At 67.6% G+C, this 18,424-nt stretch carries 14 protein-coding genes; 4 read left to right on the top strand and 10 right to left on the bottom strand.

Features of this window, described 5'->3' with window-relative positions; translation table 11 throughout:
- Window positions 1–73: 73 nt before the first annotated feature.
- The 4 genes from rsmA to H0X95_RS11470 are packed head-to-tail and all read right to left on the bottom strand — an operon-like array spanning window position 74 to window position 5,720.
- Window positions 74–901 carry a 16S rRNA (adenine(1518)-N(6)/adenine(1519)-N(6))-dimethyltransferase RsmA gene (gene rsmA / locus H0X95_RS11485; RefSeq protein WP_058901797.1) on the bottom strand — a complete coding sequence of 276 codons (828 nt, stop codon included), beginning with the start codon at window positions 899–901 and terminating at the stop codon, window positions 74–76.
- 47 nt (window positions 902–948) lie between these two features.
- Window positions 949–1,938, bottom strand: coding sequence for a 4-hydroxythreonine-4-phosphate dehydrogenase PdxA (gene pdxA, locus H0X95_RS11480; protein ID WP_006491615.1), 990 nt, complete (start codon window positions 1,936–1,938; stop codon window positions 949–951).
- 11 nt (window positions 1,939–1,949) lie between these two features.
- Window positions 1,950–3,308 carry a peptidylprolyl isomerase gene (locus H0X95_RS11475; protein WP_034178516.1) on the bottom strand — a complete coding sequence of 453 codons (1,359 nt, stop codon included), beginning with the start codon at window positions 3,306–3,308 and terminating at the stop codon, window positions 1,950–1,952.
- 51 nt (window positions 3,309–3,359) lie between these two features.
- Entirely contained in the window at window positions 3,360–5,720 is a 2,361-nt protein-coding gene (locus H0X95_RS11470) for an LPS-assembly protein LptD (protein WP_006485743.1), read from the bottom strand.
- A gap of 224 nt (window positions 5,721–5,944) precedes the next feature.
- On the opposite strand from H0X95_RS11470, the gene H0X95_RS11465 reads away from it, so the two are divergent.
- Both H0X95_RS11465 and murU read left to right on the top strand, forming a co-directional pair.
- Window positions 5,945–6,994, top strand: a complete 1,050-nt coding sequence (locus tag H0X95_RS11465; protein ID WP_034201384.1) for an aminoglycoside phosphotransferase family protein — start codon at window positions 5,945–5,947, stop codon at window positions 6,992–6,994.
- A 22-nt stretch (window positions 6,995–7,016) separates the two neighbouring features.
- Complete coding sequence (gene murU, locus H0X95_RS11460) at window positions 7,017–7,739, top strand: N-acetylmuramate alpha-1-phosphate uridylyltransferase MurU (RefSeq protein WP_012492416.1); 723 nt, start codon at window positions 7,017–7,019, stop codon at window positions 7,737–7,739.
- 205 nt (window positions 7,740–7,944) lie between these two features.
- On the opposite strand, the gene H0X95_RS11455 is transcribed toward murU, so the two are convergent.
- Window positions 7,945–9,816 carry an ABCB family ABC transporter ATP-binding protein/permease gene (locus tag H0X95_RS11455; protein ID WP_006497382.1) on the bottom strand — a complete coding sequence of 624 codons (1,872 nt, stop codon included), beginning with the start codon at window positions 9,814–9,816 and terminating at the stop codon, window positions 7,945–7,947.
- A gap of 175 nt (window positions 9,817–9,991) precedes the next feature.
- Between H0X95_RS11455 and H0X95_RS11450 the strand changes: the two genes are divergently transcribed.
- Window positions 9,992–10,387: an acyl-CoA thioesterase gene (locus tag H0X95_RS11450; protein ID WP_006485741.1), complete on the top strand. Its 396-nt coding sequence runs from the start codon at window positions 9,992–9,994 to the stop codon at window positions 10,385–10,387.
- A gap of 36 nt (window positions 10,388–10,423) precedes the next feature.
- Here the strand turns inward: H0X95_RS11450 and H0X95_RS11445 are convergent, their stop codons facing one another.
- A complete protein-coding gene (locus H0X95_RS11445) occupies window positions 10,424–10,906 on the bottom strand; it encodes a nitrate reductase associated protein (protein WP_012492415.1) in 483 nt (160 codons plus the stop codon).
- A gap of 114 nt (window positions 10,907–11,020) precedes the next feature.
- Here H0X95_RS11445 and fdhD point away from each other — a divergent pair, with 114 nt between their 5' ends.
- The gene (gene fdhD, locus H0X95_RS11440) at window positions 11,021–11,863 is read left to right on the top strand and encodes a formate dehydrogenase accessory sulfurtransferase FdhD (RefSeq protein WP_374762754.1); all 843 of its coding nucleotides are present in this window, start codon (window positions 11,021–11,023) and stop codon (window positions 11,861–11,863) included.
- Between the two features lie 51 nt (window positions 11,864–11,914).
- Here fdhD and H0X95_RS11435 read toward each other — a convergent pair whose 3' ends face one another.
- The 4 genes from H0X95_RS11435 to H0X95_RS11420 form a co-directional block, all read right to left on the bottom strand.
- A complete protein-coding gene (locus tag H0X95_RS11435) occupies window positions 11,915–12,682 on the bottom strand; it encodes an enoyl-CoA hydratase (protein ID WP_059720721.1) in 768 nt (255 codons plus the stop codon).
- A gap of 91 nt (window positions 12,683–12,773) precedes the next feature.
- Window positions 12,774–13,973, bottom strand: coding sequence for an acetyl-CoA C-acyltransferase (locus H0X95_RS11430; protein ID WP_006485733.1), 1,200 nt, complete (start codon window positions 13,971–13,973; stop codon window positions 12,774–12,776).
- 70 nt (window positions 13,974–14,043) lie between these two features.
- Entirely contained in the window at window positions 14,044–16,479 is a 2,436-nt protein-coding gene (locus H0X95_RS11425; RefSeq protein WP_059720722.1) for a 3-hydroxyacyl-CoA dehydrogenase/enoyl-CoA hydratase family protein, read from the bottom strand.
- Window positions 16,480–16,592: 113 nt separating this feature from the next.
- Window positions 16,593–18,380: an acyl-CoA dehydrogenase C-terminal domain-containing protein gene (locus H0X95_RS11420; protein ID WP_006485746.1), complete on the bottom strand. Its 1,788-nt coding sequence runs from the start codon at window positions 18,378–18,380 to the stop codon at window positions 16,593–16,595.
- Between the last annotated feature and the right edge of the window lie 44 nt (window positions 18,381–18,424).

Raw genomic sequence — 18,424 nt, 5'->3', positions numbered from 1 at the left:
GATGCGCGGGCAATAAAAAAGGCCGCCGGTCAGGCAGCCTCTTCGATACAGCCGGTGGCGCGCGCGACCCGCGTCATCCGGCCTTGCGCACCGCCGCAAGCGCCTGCGCGACGCCGACGTACTCCGCCACGCTCACGTCCTCCGCACGGCGCGCGAGATCGAAGCCGAGCGCGTCGAAATCGATCGTCTCGCGGTAGTCGCCGAGCGTATTGCGCAGCATCTTGCGGCGCTGCGAGAACGCGGCGGTGACGATTTCGCCGAGCAGCACGGGATCGACGTCCGGCAGTTCGTGCGGCTCGTACGGAATCATCCGGACGATCGCCGAATCGACCTTCGGCGGCGGCTGGAACGACTCCGGCGGCACGTCGAGCATCTTTTCCATCACGTAGCGGTACTGCAGCATCACCGACAGCCGCGAAAACGCCTTCGTGCCCGGCTCCGCGACCATCCGCTCGACGACTTCGTTCTGCAGCATGAAATGCTGGTCGACGACCGCATCGGCGAACGTCATCAGATGAAACAGCAGCGGGCTGGAAATGTTGTACGGCAGGTTGCCGACGATCCGCAGCGACGGCTTGTCGCCGGGCGCCGCGAGCGAGCGGAAGTCGAATGCGAGCGCATCGCCCGCGTGCAGTTCCAGCAGCGCGCCGAAGCGTTGCTGCAGGCGCCCGATCAGGTCGCGGTCGAGCTCGACCGCGTGCAGCGGCGACTCGGGCGTCGCGAGACGCTCGATCAGCGGCTCGGTCAGCGCGCCGAGCCCGGGCCCGATCTCGACCATCCGCTGGCCGCGCGCGGGGCCGATCGTCGCGACGATCGAATCGATCACGCCGTGATCGACGAGGAAGTTCTGCCCGAAGCGCTTGCGCGCGAAATGGCCTTGGTGCTGTCTGCTGTTCGACATCGACTGAGTAAAACGAAAAATACGACGAATGGGGTAAACCGGCAGCGTCAGGCTGCGCGGCGATGGCGCGCCATCGTAACGGCCGTATCGAGCGCGGCGATCATGCTGCCCGGATCGGCGCGGCCCGTGCCGGCCAGATCGAGCGCGGTGCCGTGATCGACCGACGTGCGGATGATCGGCAGCCCGAGCGTCACGTTGATGCCCTCGCCGAACGTCGCGTACTTCAGCACGGGCAGGCCCTGGTCATGGAACATCGCCAGCACGCAATCGGCATCGGCCAGATGGCGCGGCTGGAACAGCGTGTCGGCCGGATACGGGCCGCGCGCATCGATGTGTTGCGCATGCGCACGGGCCAGCGCCGGCGAGATCACGTCGATCTCCTCGCGGCCGAGATAACCGTTCTCGCCCGCGTGCGGGTTCAGGCCCGTCACGAGGATGCGCGGCGTGGCGAGACCGAAGTCGCGCCGCAGGTCGCGATCGATGATCGCGAGCGTCTCGACGAGCCCGTCGATCGTCAGCGCGGCCGATACGTCCTTCAGCGGCAAGTGGGTGGTCGCGAGCGCGACACGTAGCGGCCGCTGGCCGGTGCCGGCCAGCATCATCACGACGCGCGGCGTATGCGTGCGCTCGGCCAGGTATTCGGTATGGCCGGTGAACGGCACGCCCGCATCGTTGATCGTGCTTTTCTGCAGCGGCGCGGTGACGATCGCGTCGTACCGGCCCGCCAGCGCGCCGTCGATCGCCGCGTCGAGCAGCCCGAGCACGTAGCGGCCGTTCGCCGCGTCGAGCTTGCCCGCCTGCGCGGGCACGGCCAGCGCGCGATGCGCGACCGACACCTGCGCGCCGCCGGCCAGCGTGGCCGGGTCGATGCCGACCGCCGCGGCCCGCGCGTCGAGCAACGCCGCATCGCCGAGCACGGTGAAATGCGCGTCGGGCCAACGCTGCGCGGCGTCACGCAGCGCCTGCACGGTCAGCTCCGGGCCGACTCCCGCGGGTTCGCCGGTCGTGATCGCGATCTGCAGCGCGGGCGTGGTCATTCGATGCTCGCTCAGTTCGCCGGGCCGACGCCGCCGATCTTGTACTGCACGTACGACGAATCGCGCAGCTCGCGCAGCCAGTCGGCGTAGGCCTGTTCGGCCTTGCGCTGGCCGATCGCCTGGCGGGCGATGTCCATCTGCTGCTGCACCGACCCTTCCGCTTCGCGGCGGTTCAGCACCTGGATCAGGTGGTAGCCGTACTCGGTACGAATCGGCTGGCTGATCTGGCCGTCCTGCAGGTTGTTCATCGCACGCTCGAATTCCGGCACGGTCTCGCCCGGGCTGATCCAGCCGAGATCGCCGCCCTGCGACGCCGACCCGTCCTGCGAGTAGGTGCGCGCGAACTTCGCGAAATCGCCGCCGGCCTCGACCTGGTTGCGGATGTCAACGAGTTGCTGGCGCGCCTGGCCTTCCGACTTGCCTTCGCCGACGCGCAGCAGGATGTGGCGCACGTGCGTCTGGACGATCTTCGGCGCCGCGGCGCTCGCGCCCTGACTCTGGCGGCGATCGACGAGGCGCACGATCTCGAAGCCGTCCGGCACGCGGATCAGCGTCGGGTTGACCTGGCCCGGGCGCAGCTTCGACGCGGCCTCGACGACGTCGGCCGGCAGCGCGCTCGGCGACTTGAAGCCGAGATCGCCGCCCTTCTTCGCGTCGTTCGCTTCGGAGTTGTTCTTCGCGAGCCGCTCGAAATCGGCGCCCGACTTCGCCTGCTGCAGCAGCGCTTCCGCCTTCTTCTGCGCGGCTTCGATGTCGGCCTGCGGCGCGTTGGTCGGCGCCTTGATGAAGATGTGCTGGAAGCGCAGGTCCTGCTGCTGCGACGCGTTCGGCCCGCGCTGGCTCGCGATGTAGTTCGCGACCTCGGCGTCCGACACCGTGATCTTGCCGTCGACCTCGCGCTCGCGCAGCTTCGACAGCGTCAGCTCGGTGCGCGCGTCGTTCGTGAAAATGCTCCAGGGCACGCCTTGCGCCTCGAGACGCGCGCGGTACTGGTCGAGCGTCATCCCGTTCGCCTGCGCGAGACGCTGCAGCGTGGCCTGCACGGTCGCGTCGTCGACACGGATCCCGTCATCCTTGGCCTTCTGCACCTGGATACGTTCGAGCACCATCTGGTTCAGCACCTGCCCGCGCAGCTGGTCGGCCGGCGGCACCGGCGCGTTCTGCTGCTGCAGCCGGCGCGCGATCAAGCCGACACGCTGGTCGAGTTCACGGCCCGTGATCACGTCGTTGTTGACGACCGCGACGACTTCGTCGGCGAGCTGCGCACCTTGCGAACCGAGCGCCTGCGCCGCGGCCGGCGCGGCGGCGAGCAGCGCGGCGGACGCGGCAAGGCTGGACACGACTGCCGCGAAACGAAGGGTTTTCTTCATTGCCACTGAAACTCCATTGAAATCGTGCTGACCGGTGCAGACATGCCGGCGTTACTCGTAGTTGCTGAAGCGGGACATCGGCGGCGGCGGCGGCGGCAACGGCGTGTAGCCCGGCACCCCGGCGCGGAACGCGGACACGAGGCCGTTGTCGACGGTCGACAGGCCCTTGAGCGTCAGCTGCATCATGAATCGCGTCGACGAGTTCTGCTGTCCCGACGTATTGATGCCGTTCGCAAATCGCTGGACCCCGACCCCGAGCGCCCAGCAGTCCGCGTCGTATTGTAAGCCGACCAGACCGTCGACCACGCGATCTCCGGCGAGGTCGTAGTTGAAACGGCCGATCGCATACAGGCGGCGCGTGAGCGGCCATTGCGCGGACACCAGGAACTGGTTGATCGGCTGGTTGTCGAGCGTGGTGTTCGCGCGCGTATAGCGGTAGCCGACGTTGATCACGCGGCGCTCGCCCGGGCTGTAGCCGAAACCGACGCTCGACTTCACGAGCTGGTTGTTGTTCTGGTTGTACTGGAACGCCGTTTCCGACATGAAGCCCGAGCCGAGCTTCAGCGCGGCGCCGACGATCAGGTCCGAGTGGCGCGCCAGCACGGCGCTCTGCCCCGGCGTCAGCGTGACGCGCTGATCGGCGAAGTAGTACTGCTGCGCGATCACGAAGCGCGCGCGCTCGTCGCCGGTGCGCGGATCGATGAAGCGCGACGTCAGGCCGGCCGTGATCCGGTTCGCATCGGCGATCCGGTCGTTACCGACGAACGTGTTCGGCTGGTAGATCTCCGCGAGGCCGAAGTCCGATTCCGCGGTGTCGAACAGCGGTGCGTTCGACTGGTCGCGATACGGCGTGTACACGTAGTACAGGCGCGGCTCGAGGGTCTGGATGAAGTCCTGGCCGAACAGGCGCACCGAACGGTCGAAGATCAGGCCCGAATCGACGCTCACGGTCGGGATCGACTCGGTGAAGCGCTTCGGGTTGTTCGGCGTGGTCGACGACAGGTAGCCCAGGTCGTACGACGCGAAGTGATACTGGACCTTCGGCACGACGAAGTAGCCGGGGCCGTACACGCCGTACGAGATGTACGGGTTGAAGACGATCCGGTCGCCCTGGGTCGCATCGGCGGTCGTGATGCGGAACCGCGAATAGTCGGCTTCCGCGCCGAAGTCGAAACCGCCGACGTTGTACTTCGTGTACTTCACGTTCAACTGCGGCTCGCGGCTGTACGGCGCGATCGACGGCGGCAGCGTCTGCCAGTGCTGGTAGCGCGCGAGCACCGACCACGGGCCGTTGTTGTACGTGAGGCCGGCTTCCTGCTGGTACAGCGTCTGCGTCCCGTTGACGAACTGGTTCGTCGACCCGAGGTCTTCCGGATACGTGTTGTCCGAGACCTTGTTGAAGTAGACGTAGCCGCCGAAACCGCCGCCGAAGTTCTGCTGGTGCTGCCAGTAGATCGCGTAGCGGTTGCGGTGCGCGAGCCGGTCATCCGGCAGGTAATTGGCCGTAAACGTGCCCGAATACGACGGCGACAGGTAGCGGAACGTCGCCTCGGTCATCACGCCGCGCCGCGAGATGATGCGCGGCGTGAGCGTCAGGTCGCGGTTCGGCGCGATGTTGAAGTAGTACGGCAGCGACAGCTCGAAGCCGTTGTTCGAGTTCATCGAGAACGTCGGCGGCAGCAGGCCGCTGCGCCGCTCGCCCGACAGCGGGAACGTCATCCACGGGCTCGCGAAGATCGGCACGCCCTGGAAGAACAGCACGCCGTTGCGCGCGGTGCCCTCGTCGGCGCCCGTATCGAAGTCGAAGCGGCTGCCCTTGATGTACCACGCGGGGTTCGTCGAGCACTGGCACGCCGTATACGTGCCGTTGACGAACACCGAGCGCTCGTTGTCGACCATGTCGACGCGCTCCGCGCTACCCGACCCGCCCGTCACGTTGAAGTGATACTTCGGCGCGGTCATGAAGCCCTGGCTCGCCTCGATCTTCATGTGCGCCTCGGGGCCCGCGAACGACATCCCGCCATTGACCACCTTGACCTGGCCGTACGCATCGGCCATGTCGGTATCCTGATCGTAGTGGATCGCGTCGGCCTTCACGACGGCGTCGCCGCGCCGCAGCTCGGCGGAGCCCTTCGCGGCGAGATCCTGCTCGGCGGTGCCGCTCGTGTGGTCGGCGATCACGAAGGCGGCCGGCTTCGCGCCGTCCTTCAGCGGATGATCCTCGAGCTGGGGTGCGAGACGCAGATCCCACGGCGAGTCGAGCGGCTGCGGCTGCGCAGCCGCGCCCGACAGCTGCGCGTACGACACGGCCGGCACGAGGCCGGGCACGGCCAGGAGCGCGAGCGCGAGCCGCCGTTTGCGCGGCGCCCCGTCACCGGGGAAAACATTCGGGAATAGCGGTTTGGGCGGCATCTATCGTTTGGCGAATCGCCCCTTGTCAACCGCGCCTGCACGGCACCTTCGCGCGCGGCGGGCCGCGCCGTCGAGCCGCGACTGCGGCTCTTCGCAAACCGGGGAGGCGATCGGGCGGACGGCGCGACAGGCGGCGGGCCTGCACGGCGGAAGCTGACGCGGGGGCGCGTCAAAAAAGTCGTGGGGTATTATATGGCAAGACGTTCCCCCCTCCGCCGAGTTTCATGACGCCCCCATCCGCCGCATCCCAGCCCGACGCCCGCCTCGAAGCGCTCACCGCGTGGCTGCACCCGCTCGCCGGGCGCTACGCCCTCGATCTGTCGACCCTCGCGCCCGCGTCGTCGGACGCCAGTTTCCGCCGCTATTTCCGGGTCGCGTCGGCCACCAGTGCCGGCGGCACGCTGATCGCCGTCGATGCGCCGCCGCCCGAGAAATGCCGCGAGTTCGTCCAGGTCGCGCAGCTGCTCGCCGCGGCCGGCGACCACGTGCCCGACGTGCTGGCTCACGATTTCGACGCAGGCTTCATGCTCGTGACCGACCTCGGCCGCACGTCGTACATCTCGGTGCTCGACCCGGCCGACCCGGCCGCCGCACGTCCGCTGATGCGCGCCGCGCTCGATGCGCTGATCCGCTTCCAGCTCACGTCGAAGCCCGACGTGCTGCCGCCGTTCGACGAAGCGTTCCTGCGCCGCGAAATGGAGCTGCTGCCCGAATGGTTCGTCGGCCGCCACCTCGGCAAGCCGGTCACCGACGCGATGCGCGGCACGCTCGAGCGCACCTTCGCGCTGCTGGTCGCGAGCGCGCACGCGCAGCCGCAAGGCTTCATGCTGCGCGACTTCATGCCGCGCAACCTGATGGTCTGCGAGCCGAATCCGGGCGTGCTCGACTTCCAGGACGCCGTGTACGGGCCGCTGACGTACGACGTCGTGTCGCTGCTGCGCGACGCGTTCATCAGCTGGGACGAGGAGTTCGAGCTCGACTGCTTCGCGTACTACTGGGAAAAGGCGAAAAAGGCCGGCCTGCCGGTCGATCCGGATTTCGGCGAGTTCTACCGCCAGCTCGAATGGATGGGGCTGCAGCGCCATATCAAGATCCTCGGCCTGTTCGCGCGCATCAACTATCGCGACGGCAAGCCGCATTACCTGAACGACCTGCCGCGCTTCCTGACCTATGCGCGCAAGGTCGCGCTGCGCTATCGCCCGCTCGTGCCGTTCGCGAAGCTGCTCGACGAGCTCGAGGGCAATGCGCCGGCCGACGTCGGCTATACATTCTGACCGTCCCCACACCCAGTCGAACATGAGCACTACCCTGACCACGGCGATGATCTTCGCCGCCGGACGCGGCGAACGGATGCGCCCGCTGACCGACACCCGCCCGAAGCCGCTGCTCGAAGCCGGCGGCAAGCCGCTGATCGTGTGGCAGATCGAGGCGCTCGCGCGGGCGGGCATCGAGACCATCGTGATCAACCACGCATGGCTCGGCGAGCAGCTCGAGGCCGCGCTCGGCGACGGTTCGCGCTGGGGCGTGCGGATCGCCTATTCGGCCGAGGGCGACGCACTGGAAACCGCCGGCGGCATCGCGCAGGCGCTGCCGCTGCTGGAGCGCGACGGGCAGCCGGCCGTGTTCGCGGCGGTCAGCGGCGACGTGTATTGCGCGTTCGACTACCGGACGCTCGCGCCGCGCGCGGCCCGGATGGCCGCGCTCGACACGCCGGCGATGCACCTCGTGATGGTGCCGAACCCGCCGTTCCACCCGGCCGGCGACTTCGCGCTCGGCGACGATGGCCGTCTGGCGCTCGACGGCGCCGCGCGCTTCACGTTCGGCAACATCGGCCTGTACGACACGCGGATGTTCCGCGACCTCGCGCCCGGCACGCGGCGCGCGCTGACGCCGTACTATCGCGCGGCGATCGAAGCCGGCCACGCGAGCGGCGAACTGTACGAAGGCATCTGGGAGAACGTCGGCACGCCCGCGCAGCTCGGCGAGCTCGACGCGCGGCTGCGCGCCGCCGCGGGCTGATCGTCTCGTGGCCGGGCGCCGGTCGTCGGGTAGCCGGCGCGGCGCCGATGGCCTGACGGGCCAATGAATGCCCGGCCGAGCCCGGATCACGTGCCCGCGGGCATCCGCCCGGTCACCCGACCGGGACGCCGCTACACCGCCCGCTACCGGACGGACGCCCACCATCCATTCCCGCCGCCCGCCGTGTCGCGCGGCGCCTGCGCGCTCACGCGGCCTCGGCCTCTTCCCCGCCAGCCGCCGCGCGCTGCTGCTGCAGCGCCCACATTTGCGCATACAACCCGTCGGCGCGCACGAGTTCGTCGTGCGTGCCGCGCTCGACGATCCGCCCGTGGTCCATCACGAGGATCTGCTGCGCGTGCACGACCGTCGACAGCCGGTGCGCGATCACGAGCGTCGTGCGATGCCGCGCGATCTGGTCGAGTTCGTGCTGGATCGCGCGTTCCGAGCGCGAATCGAGCGCCGACGTCGCTTCGTCGAACAGCAGCACCGGCGGGTCCTTCAGCAGCGTGCGCGCGATCGCGACGCGCTGCTTCTCGCCGCCCGACAGCTTCAGCCCGCGCTCGCCGACCGGCGTGTCATAGCCCTTCGGCAGACTTTCGATGAAGTCGTGGATGTGCGCGGCGCGCGCGGCCGCGACCACCTCGTCGCGGGTCGCGGTCGGTCGCCCGTACGCGATGTTGTAGTAGATCGAGTCGTTGAACAGCACGGTGTCCTGCGGCACGATCCCGATCGATGCGCGCAGCGATTCCTGCGTGACGTCGCGGATGTCCTGGCCGTCGATCCGGATCGCGCCGCCCGCCTGCCGGTCGAGATCGTAAAAACGGAACAGCAGCCGCGACAGCGTCGATTTCCCCGACCCGCTGTGGCCGACCACCGCGGTCGTCGTGCCGGCCTCGATCGTAAACGTCACGTCGTGCAGGATCGGCCGCGACGGCTCGTACGCGAAGTTCACGTGCTCGAAGCGCACCTGCGCGCCGGTCACCGCGAGCGGCGGCGCATCGGGCCGGTCGGCCACTTCCTTCGGCGCGGACAGCAGCCCGAACATCCGGTCCATGTCGGTCAGGCTCTGCTTCAGCTCGCGATAGACGACGCCGAGGAAATTCAGCGGAATGTACAGCTGCAGCATGAACGTGTTGATCAGCACGAGATCGCCGAGCGTCAGCTTGCCCGCGAGCACGCCCTGCGTCGCGCGCCACAGGATGAACACCAGCCCCGTGCCGATGATCGCCTGCTGGCCGAAGTTCAGCACCGACAGCGAGTTCTGCGAGCGGATCGCGGCCTTCCGGTAGCGCTTCAGGTTCTCGTCGTAGCGCTGCGCTTCCCATTCCTCGTTGCCGAAGTACTTGACCGTCTCGTAGTTGATCAGCGAATCGATCGCCCGCGAGTTCGCGCGCGAATCGAGCTCGTTCATCGTGCGGCGGAAATGCGTGCGCCAGTTGGTGACCTTCACGGTGAACACGATGTACGTGACGAGCGCCGCGAACGTCACGTACGCGTAGTAGGCCTCGTACTTGACGACGAAGAAGCCGAGCACGAGCCCGACCTCGACGAGCGTCGGCAGGATGCTGTACAGCGAATACGAAATCAGCTGCTGGATGCCGCGCGTGCCGCGCTCGATGTCGCGCGACATGCCGCCCGTCTGGCGTTCGAGATGAAACCGCAGCGACAGCCCGTGCAGATGCCGGAACACCTGCAGCGCGAGCTGGCGCACCGCGCTCTCGGTGACCTTCGAGAACAGGATTTCGCGCAGCTCGGTGAACAGCGACGTCGACAGCCGCACGAGCGCATACGCGACGACCAGCAGCCCGACGCCGCCCGCGAGCACGATGCCGGCCGACTGTTCGGCACGGCCGAGCGCGGTGAGCTGCTGCACGTAGGACAGGTGGTCGACGATGCGCTTCATCACGACCGGCACGCCGAGGTTCGCGACCTTCGCCCCGATCAGGCAGCCGAGCGCCAGCGCGACGCGCCATTTGTAGGTGGTCAGGTACGGCAGCAGCGACCGGATGGTCTGCCAGTCGTTGCGTGGCCCGGTCGAAGCCGGCGCGGGCTCGCCGGAAGCGGGAAATCGGCGCATGGGGGAAGGATTGCGCGGCGATGCCGGATCCGTTTTCCGACGGCCGGCTCGCGCGCTTTCTCGTACAATTTGTGAACGTTGTATTGTCGCAGAAGCCGCTTCGCGCCGCTGCCGGCGCCCTCGCCGGCCAGCCTGCGCGCGGCGGTCCATTTATTACAGGATGAAAGCCCCCGCCATGACCGATTCGACCCTCGAACTTCCGCAGAAGCAGCCCGCGCTGCGCGTCGTCCCGCAACCGCACGACGCGAACGTCCACGGCGACGTGTTCGGCGGCTGGATCATGTCGCAGGTCGACATCGCCGGCTCGATCCCCGCGAGCCAGCGCGCGAACGGCCGCGTCGCGACGGTCGCGGTCAATTCGTTCGTGTTCAAGCAGCCGGTATTCGTCGGCGATCTGCTGAGCTTCTACGCCACGATCATGCGCACCGGCAACACGTCGATCACGGTCGACGTCGAGGTATACGCGCAGCGCATGCGCCTGATGGGCGAAGTCGTGAAGGTCACCGAAGCGACGCTCACGTACGTCGCGACCGGCCCGGACCGCAAGCCGCGGCAACTGCCGCCGCTCTGACGGGCACGCGCCGCGCCGCCGCGCGGCAGATGGCCGTCAGTGCGTGGCCGTCAGCCCGAACTCCCGCATCGCGGGCAGGAAATCGTGATTCAGCGTCGGCTTGCGCGACAGCTTGACCAGCACGTAGCGCTGGAACGGCGCGAGCCGCTGCCACTGCGCGAGCGCGGGCGCCGGCAGCCCGGCCAGCGCGCTCTGCTGCACGAGCGACTCCGGCACCGTGTCGACCGCACGCCAGGCCGGCTGCTCGTCCGGCTGGAACCATGACGGCTCCAGATCGGCGTGCGTGCGCAGCATTTCGAACAGCGCATGATCGAAATTGGGCTCGATCGCGGTGTCGTCGTCGGCCGGAAAGCGCGCGAGCAGCTTGCGGTCCTCGAGCGGCAGCAGTTGCCACTGGTCGAGCGAAATCCGCAGGCCGAAGCGGTCGAGATTGAAACGCACGATCATCGGGATGTACGTGAAGTTTTCCGACGAATCGTGTTCGAAGTTGAAGAGCAACGGAGCGTCGCTGAGTCCCATGGTCGTTACCTGACGTGGCGGATGCCGGCGCGGCCGGCTTGCCTGGGGTATTTTAGAACCTCTGCGCGCGGGCGGCGGCACGATCGTCGCCGGCCGTGCTTCGAATCAACGGGAGTGCTCGTGAATCCGACCCAATCAGACGAACTTCGCGACGAACCGCGCGGCGCGATCGAGCTGCCCGTCAGCCGTACGCGCGGCGGCGCGGTCGACACCGCGCACGACTTCGTCGGCCAGGAATGGCCGGTCGCACTTGTCTTCAACGGCATCTCGCACGCGGTGATGATGTGTACGCCATGCGACCTCGAAGCGTTCGCGGTCGGCTTCGCGATCTCGGAAGGGATCGTCGCGCGCGGCAGCGACATCAAGGACATCGAGGTGATCCTGCACGCCGACGCGCCGCTGCCGCATGCGGAAGTCCATCTGGACGTGGTCCAGCAGGCGTTCGCCGCGCTGAAGGACCGGCGCCGCGCACTCGCGGGGCGCACGGGCTGCGGCGTCTGCGGCATCGAGAGCATCGACCTGCTCGACCTTGCGCCCGAACGCGTGCCCGATACCGGCTTTCTCGCGCGCCTCGCGCCCGACGCACTGGCGCGCGCCGCGCATGCGCTGCCGGCGCATCAGGCGCTCACGAAACTGACCGGCGGCCTGCACGCGGCCGCGTGGTGCGACGCAACAGGCGCGATCCGCGCGGCATTCGAGGATGTCGGCCGCCACAATGCGCTCGACAAGCTGATCGGCTCGCTCGTGCTGTCGCGCGCCGATACCACCGACGGTTTCGTGTTCCTGTCGAGCCGCGCGAGCTACGAGCTCGTACGCAAGGCCGCGCGGGTCGGCATCCCGCTGGTCGCGACCATCTCCGCGCCGTCGTCGCTCGCGATCGAGATCGCGAAGGCGGCTGGCCTGCGGCTCGTCAGCTTCTGCCGCGAAACCGGCCACGTCGACTACGGCACGGCCTGACCGCAATCAACGGATCGCGCCGGCGCTCCGCCGCCGGCGCGGCCCGCTCCGTCAGTCGAACTGACGGAAATCCGGCTTGCGCTTCTCGAAGAACGCCGTCATCGCCTCGCGCGCTTCCGGCGCGCGCAGCATCGTCGCGAAGTGGCGCGCTTCCTCGGCCATCCGCGCGGGCGTCGCCACGCCGCCCGTCTCCTTCAGCAGCGCCTTCGTCACACGCAGCGATGCCGCCGGCAATACCGCCAGCTTCGCCGCCTGCTTCGCCGCGAACGCGTCGAGTTCGGCCGCCGGCAGCACGCGGTTGACGATGCCGATCCGGTGCGCTTCCAGCGCGTCGAACGGCTCGCCCAGCAGCAGCTTCTCGGCCGCGACCTGATGGCCGGCCAGACGCGGCAGCAGCGCGCTGGATGCGGCCTCCGGGCACAGCCCGAGCTGCACAAACGGCAGCGAGAACGTCGCGGTATCGGCCGCGTAGACCAGATCGCAGTGCAGCAGCATCGTCACGCCGACGCCGACCGCGATGCCCGGCACCGCCGCCACGACCGGCTTGCTCGCGCTACTGATCCGCGCCAGGAACTGGAAGACCGACGCGGTGTCGTCCTTCGGCGGCGACTTCAGGAAATCCTCGAGATCGTTCCCCGCGCTGAAATTGCCGTCGCTGCCGCGCAGCAGGATCACGCGAACCGCCTTGTCTTCCTGCGCATCGGCGAGCGCATCGGCCATCGTCTGGTACATCGCCGCCGTCAGCGCATTCTTCTTCGCCGGGCGCGCGATCGTGATCGTCATCACGCCGTCGGCGCGTTCCACTTGAATGTCGGCCACAACCGTCTCCTTTGACTGTCTCTACCGGAATGAAAAAACGGTGCGCGAGCTCGTGGCCCGCGCACCGTCATCGCTTGTCGTCGCGTCCCGCTTACAGGCGTTCGATGATGCCCGCCGCACCCATGCCGGTGCCGACGCACATCGTGACCATCCCGTACTTCAGGTTGCGGCGGCGCAGGCCGTGCACGACGGTCGCCGCGCGGATCGCGCCGGTCGCGCCGAGCGGGTGGCCCAGCGCGATCGCGCCGCCCATCGGGTTGACCTTCGACGGATCGAGGCCGAGGTCGCGCATCACCGCCAGCGATTGCGCGGCGAACGCTTCGTTCAGCTCGATCCAGTCGAGATCGTCCTGCTTCAGGCCGGCGGCCTTCAGCGCGGCCGGAATCGCTTCCTTCGGACCGATGCCCATGATTTCCGGCGGCACGCCACGCACCGCGAAGCTCACGAAGCGCGCGAGCGGCGTCAGGTTGAATTCCTTGAGCACCTTCTCCGACACGACGAGCAGCGCGCCCGCGCCGTCCGACGTCTGCGAACTGTTGCCGGCCGTGACCGAGCCCTTGTTCGCGAATACCGTGCGCAGCTTCGCGAGGCCTTCGAGCGACGTATCCGCGCGCGGACCTTCGTCGAGCTTGATCTCGCGCGTCTTCACGTCGATTTCGCCCGTCGCGAGGTTCGGGAAACGCTCGCTGATCGTGTAGGCGGCGATCTCGTCGTTGAACTCGCCGGCCTGCTGCGCGGCGAGCGCCTTGCGGTGCGACTCGACCGAGAACGCGTCCTGGTCTTCGCGGCTCACCTTCCACTGCTCGGCGACGCGCTCGGCGGTCAGGCCCATCCCGTATGCAATGCCGAAATCTTCATTGCGATCGAAGATGTGCGGCGACATCGACGGCTTGTTGCCCATCATCGGCACCATGCTCATCGATTCGCAGCCGCCCGCGAAGATCGCGTCCGATTCGCCGACGCGGATGCGGTCGGCCGCCATCGCCAGCGCGGTGATGCCCGACGCGCAGAAGCGGTTGACCGTCACGCCGCCGACCGTCTGCGGCAGGCCGGCGAGCAGCGCGCCCATGCGCGCGACGTTCAGGCCCTGCTCCGCTTCCGGAATCGCGCAGCCGATGATCGCATCCTCGATCACCTTCGTGTCGAGGCCGGGCACCTGCGCGACCGCCGACTTGATCGCGTGGACCAGCAGCTCGTCCGGCCGCGTGTTCTTGAAGACACCGCGCGGGGCCTTGCCGATCGGCGTGCGGCTGGCGGCGACGATGTATGCGTCTTGCAGTTGTTTGCTCATTTCAGACTCCTGTCGACCCGAGCGGGCGCTTCAGCGCCGGCCCGGGCCCCATACAAAGTTATCCGCTCGCTCAGTTACGCACCGGCTTGCCGGTCTGCAACATGCCCATGATCCGTTCCTGCGTCTTCTGCGTGCCGAGCAGCTCGACGAATGCGCGACGCTCCAGCGCAAGCAGCCATTCTTCGTCGACCAGGCTGCCGGCTTCGACGTCGCCGCCGCACACGGCTTCTGCGATGCGGCTCGCGATCAGGTAGTCGTGGTCGCTGATGAAGCGGCCGTCACGCATGTTGACGAGCGATGCCTTGATCGTCGCGATCGCCGAACGGCCTGCAACCGGCACGTCCTTCGCACGCAGCGGTGCGCGGTAGCCGGTGTCGGCCAGCGCACGCGCTTCCTTCTTCGCGGTGTCGAGCAGTTCGAACACGTTGAAGACGATCGTGTCGGACGGCTTCACGTAGCCCATCGCACGGGCGTCGTGCGCGGACGCCGACACCTTCGCCATCGCCGCGTTCTCGAACGACTTCGTGACGAACTTCAGGATGTCGGTGGTCGCGTTCGCGGCCGTCGCGGCGTCTGCCGCGCGCAGCGCCGCTTCCTTCAGGCCGCCGCCCGCCGGCACGAGGCCGACGCCCACTTCGACGAGACCGATGTAGCTCTCGACGTGCACGACGCGCTTCGCGCTGTGCAACATCAGCTCGCACCCGCCGCCGAGCGCGATGCCCGACACGGCCGCGACGACCGGCACGTTCGCGTACTTCACGCGCAGCATGCCTTCCTGGAACTTCTTCACGAACGGCTCGATGCCCTTCGCGCCGCCCATCATGAACGCGGGCATCGCCTCCTCGAGATTCGCGCCGGCCGAGAACGGGCCGCCCGGCGTGCCGAGCTTCAGCGACGTCGGCTGCCAGATCACCACGCCCTTGTAGTCCTTCTCCGCGAGTTCGATCGCCTGCACGAGGCCGTCGATCACGCTCGGTCCGATCGTGTTCATCTTCGACTTGAACGACACGATCACGACGTCGTCTTCACCGGCGCGGTCGTCGACCCATGCGCGCACCGCGTCGGTCTCGAACAGCGTCTTGCCGTACGTCTTCGGATCGGCACCCGCTTCGCCGAGCAGCGGCGCACGGAACACCTGCTTGCCGTAGACCGCGAGGTCCGAGCGCGGCACGAAGCGCTTCGCGGCCGGCGCCCACGAGCCTTCGGCCGTGTGCACGCCGCCCTTCTCGGCGACCGGGCCTTCGAGCACCCACGACGGCAGCGGCACGTTCGCGAGCGCCTTGCCGGCCGCGATGTCTTCCTGCACCCACTCGGCGACCTGCTTCCAGCCGGCGGCCTGCCAGCCTTCGAACGGACCTTCGTTCCAGCCGAAGCCCCAGCGGATCGCGAGGTCGACGTCGCGCGCGTTGTCGGCGACCGACTCGAGATGCACGCCGATGTAATGGAACACGTCGCGGAAGATCGACCACAGGAACTGCGCGTGCGGATGATCCGTCTCGCGCAGCAGCTTCAGGCGTTCCGCCGGCGGACGCTTCAGGATGCGGCCGACCGTTTCGTCCGCCTTCGCGCCCGAATCGACGTAGGTGCCCGTCTTCGCGTCGAGCACCTTGATCGCCTTGCCTTCCTTCTTGTAGAAGCCGCCGCCCGTCTTCTGGCCGAGCGCGCCCTGCTTCACCAGCTCGGCGAGCACGGCAGGCGTCTGGTAGACCGGGAAGAACGGATCGTCGGCGAGGTTGTCCTGCATCGTCTTGATCACGTGCGCCATCGTGTCGAGGCCGACCACGTCCGCGGTGCGGAACGTCGCCGACTTCGCGCGGCCGAGGCGGCTGCCCGTCAGGTCGTCGACTTCGTCGAAGCGCAGGCCGAACTTCGCGGCCTCGGTGATCACCGCGAGGATCGAGAAGATGCCGACGCGGTTCGCGATGAAGTTCGGCGTGTCCTTCGCGCGGACGACGCCCTTGCCGACGACGCTCGTCAGGAAGGTCTCGAGCTGGTCGAGGATCTCCGGGCGCGTATGCGCGGTCGGGATCAGCTCGACGAGGTGCATGTAGCGCGGCGGGTTGAAGAAGTGCACGCCGCAGAAGCGCGACTTCAGCTCGTCCGAGAAACCTTCGGACAGCTTCGTGATCGACAGGCCCGACGTGTTGGTCGCGAAGATCGCGTGCGAAGCGATGTGCGGCGCGACCTTCTTGTACAGGTCGTGCTTCCAGTCCATCCGCTCGGCGATCGCCTCGATCACGACGTCGCATTCGGCCAGCTTCGCGATGTCGTCCTCGTAGTTCGCCGCTTCGAGGTACTTCGCATCGTCCTTCACGCCGAACGGCGCGGGCGACAGCTTCTTCAGGTTCTCGATCGCCTTCAGCGCGATCGCGTTTTTCGGGCCTTCCTTGGCCGGCAGGTCGAACAGCAGCACCGGCACGCGCGCGTTGATGAGATGCGCGGCGATTTGCGCGCCCATCACGCCGGCGCCCAGCACGGCGACCTTGCGAATCAGGAAATTGCTCACGGGATGTCTCCGGATAGTGTCGTGCAGCGCGAAATGTGAGGGCTGCACGGCGAAGTGAGTACCAGGAACCGTTGCGTCCGGGCGGCGCGCGGCGCGCACCGCCCTGAATCGCGTCAGAACAGCGATTCGTCGACTTCCATCAGCGTCTTCGAACCGGCGCGCGCGGCGCGGATCGTCGATGCCGTTTCAGGCAGCAGACGCGCGAAGTAGAAGCGGGCGGTGGCGAGCTTCGACTTGTAGAACGGATCGCCCGACGCTTCCTTGTCGAGTGCGAGACGCGCCATGCGCGCCCAGAAGTACGAGAACACCAGGTGGCCGACGGTGCGCAGGTACGGCACGGCGGCCGCGCCGACTTCGTCGGGGTTCTGCATCGCCTTCATGCCGATTTCCATCGTCAGCTTCTGCACCTTTTCACCGATGTCGGCGAGCGGGTTGATGAACTCGGCCATCTCCGGCTTCACGCCTTCGGCTTCCGCGAATTCGGTGACGAGCTTGCCGAACTTCTTCAGCTTCGCGCCCATGTCGCCGAGCACCTTGCGGCCCAGCAGGTCGAGCGACTGGATCGAGTTCGTGCCTTCGTAGATCATGTTGATCCGCGCGTCGCGCACGTATTGCTCCATGCCCCACTCGGAGATGAAGCCGTGGCCGCCGTAGATCTGCATCGCGTGGTTGGTCGACTCGAACGCGTTGTCGGTCAGGAACGCCTTGATGATCGGCGTGAGCAGCGCGACGAGGTCGGCCGCTTCCTTGCGCACCGCTTCGTCGGCGTGCGACAGCTCCTTGTCGATCTGCAGCGCGGACCAGTACGTGAACGCGCGCGCGCCTTCCGCGTAAGCCTTCTGCGTGAGCAGCATGCGGCGCACGTCCGGGTGCACGATGATCGGGTCGGCCGGCTTGTCCGGTGCCTTCGGGCCCGTCAGCGAACGCATTTGCAGGCGTTCCTTCGCGTACGTCAGCGAGTTCTGGTACGCGACTTCCGTGAGGCCGAGGCCCTGCATGCCGACGCCGAGGCGCGCGGCGTTCATCATCACGAACATCGCGTTCAAGCCCTTGTTCGGCTCGCCGACCATCCAGCCCTTCGCGCCGTCGAGGTTCATCACGCACGTCGAGTTGCCGTGGATGCCCATCTTGTGTTCGATCGAGCCGCACTTGATGCCGTTGCGCTCGCCCGGCTCGCCCGCAGCGTCCGGAATGAACTTCGGCACGATGAACAGCGAGATCCCCTTCGTGCCTTGCGGCGCGTCCGGCAGGCGCGCGAGCACGAGGTGGATGATGTTCTTCGACATGTCGTGCTCGCCGCTCGAGATGAAGATCTTCGTGCCGCTGATCGAGTACGAGCCGTCGCCGTTCGGTTCGGCCTTGGTGCGCAGGATGCCGAGGTCGGTGCCGCAGTGCGGCTCGGTCAGGCACATCGTGCCCGTCCATTCGCCCGACACGAGCTTCGGCAGATATTGCTGCTGCAGTTCCGGCGCGCCGTGCGCGTGCAGGCATTCGTACGCGCCGTGCGACAGGCCCGGATACATCGTCCAGGCCTGGTTCGCCGAGTTCAGCATTTCGTAGAGTGCGTTGTTCACGAACGCGGGCAGGCCCTGGCCGCCGTAGTCCGGATCGCAGCCGAGCGCCGGCCAGCCGGCCTCGACGTATTGCTGATACGCTTCCTTGAAGCCGGTCGGGGTCTTCACGACGCCGTCGCCTTCATACGTGCAGCCTTCGCGGTCGCCGACCTGGTTCAGCGGGAACAGTACCTCGGAGCAGAACTTGCCCGCTTCCTCGAGGACCTGGTTGATCGTGTCGGCGTCGAGGTCCGCATGCTTGGGCATTTGCTTGACTTCGGCTTCGACGTTCAGAAGCTCGTGCAACACGAATTGCATGTCGCGCAGCGGCGCGGCGTACTGTCCCATGACTCTCTCCAAAGGTGGGCAAAACGGCTCGAGCTCCTGGCGGG

It is taken from the genome of Burkholderia sp. 9779_493 (assembly GCF_015712215.1).
In the GTDB taxonomy this organism is placed as follows: domain Bacteria; phylum Pseudomonadota; class Gammaproteobacteria; order Burkholderiales; family Burkholderiaceae; genus Burkholderia; species Burkholderia cenocepacia.
The sequence above is the reverse complement of the archived record's forward strand: the minus strand, read 5'-3'. Positions and strand labels throughout refer to the sequence as shown.

Coding starts and splice junctions, on each gene's coding strand:
- rsmA (WP_058901797.1), bottom strand. CDS start 901: ATGTCGAACAGCAGACAGCACCAAGGCCATTTCGCGCGCAAGCGCTTC.
- pdxA (WP_006491615.1), bottom strand. CDS start 1,938: ATGACCACGCCCGCGCTGCAGATCGCGATCACGACCGGCGAACCCGCG.
- H0X95_RS11475 (WP_034178516.1), bottom strand. CDS start 3,308: ATGAAGAAAACCCTTCGTTTCGCGGCAGTCGTGTCCAGCCTTGCCGCG.
- H0X95_RS11470 (WP_006485743.1), bottom strand. CDS start 5,720: ATGCCGCCCAAACCGCTATTCCCGAATGTTTTCCCCGGTGACGGGGCG.
- H0X95_RS11465 (WP_034201384.1), top strand. CDS start 5,945: ATGACGCCCCCATCCGCCGCATCCCAGCCCGACGCCCGCCTCGAAGCG.
- murU (WP_012492416.1), top strand. CDS start 7,017: ATGAGCACTACCCTGACCACGGCGATGATCTTCGCCGCCGGACGCGGC.
- H0X95_RS11455 (WP_006497382.1), bottom strand. CDS start 9,816: ATGCGCCGATTTCCCGCTTCCGGCGAGCCCGCGCCGGCTTCGACCGGG.
- H0X95_RS11450 (WP_006485741.1), top strand. CDS start 9,992: ATGACCGATTCGACCCTCGAACTTCCGCAGAAGCAGCCCGCGCTGCGC.
- H0X95_RS11445 (WP_012492415.1), bottom strand. CDS start 10,906: ATGGGACTCAGCGACGCTCCGTTGCTCTTCAACTTCGAACACGATTCG.
- H0X95_RS11430 (WP_006485733.1), bottom strand. CDS start 13,973: ATGAGCAAACAACTGCAAGACGCATACATCGTCGCCGCCAGCCGCACG.
- H0X95_RS11420 (WP_006485746.1), bottom strand. CDS start 18,380: ATGGGACAGTACGCCGCGCCGCTGCGCGACATGCAATTCGTGTTGCAC.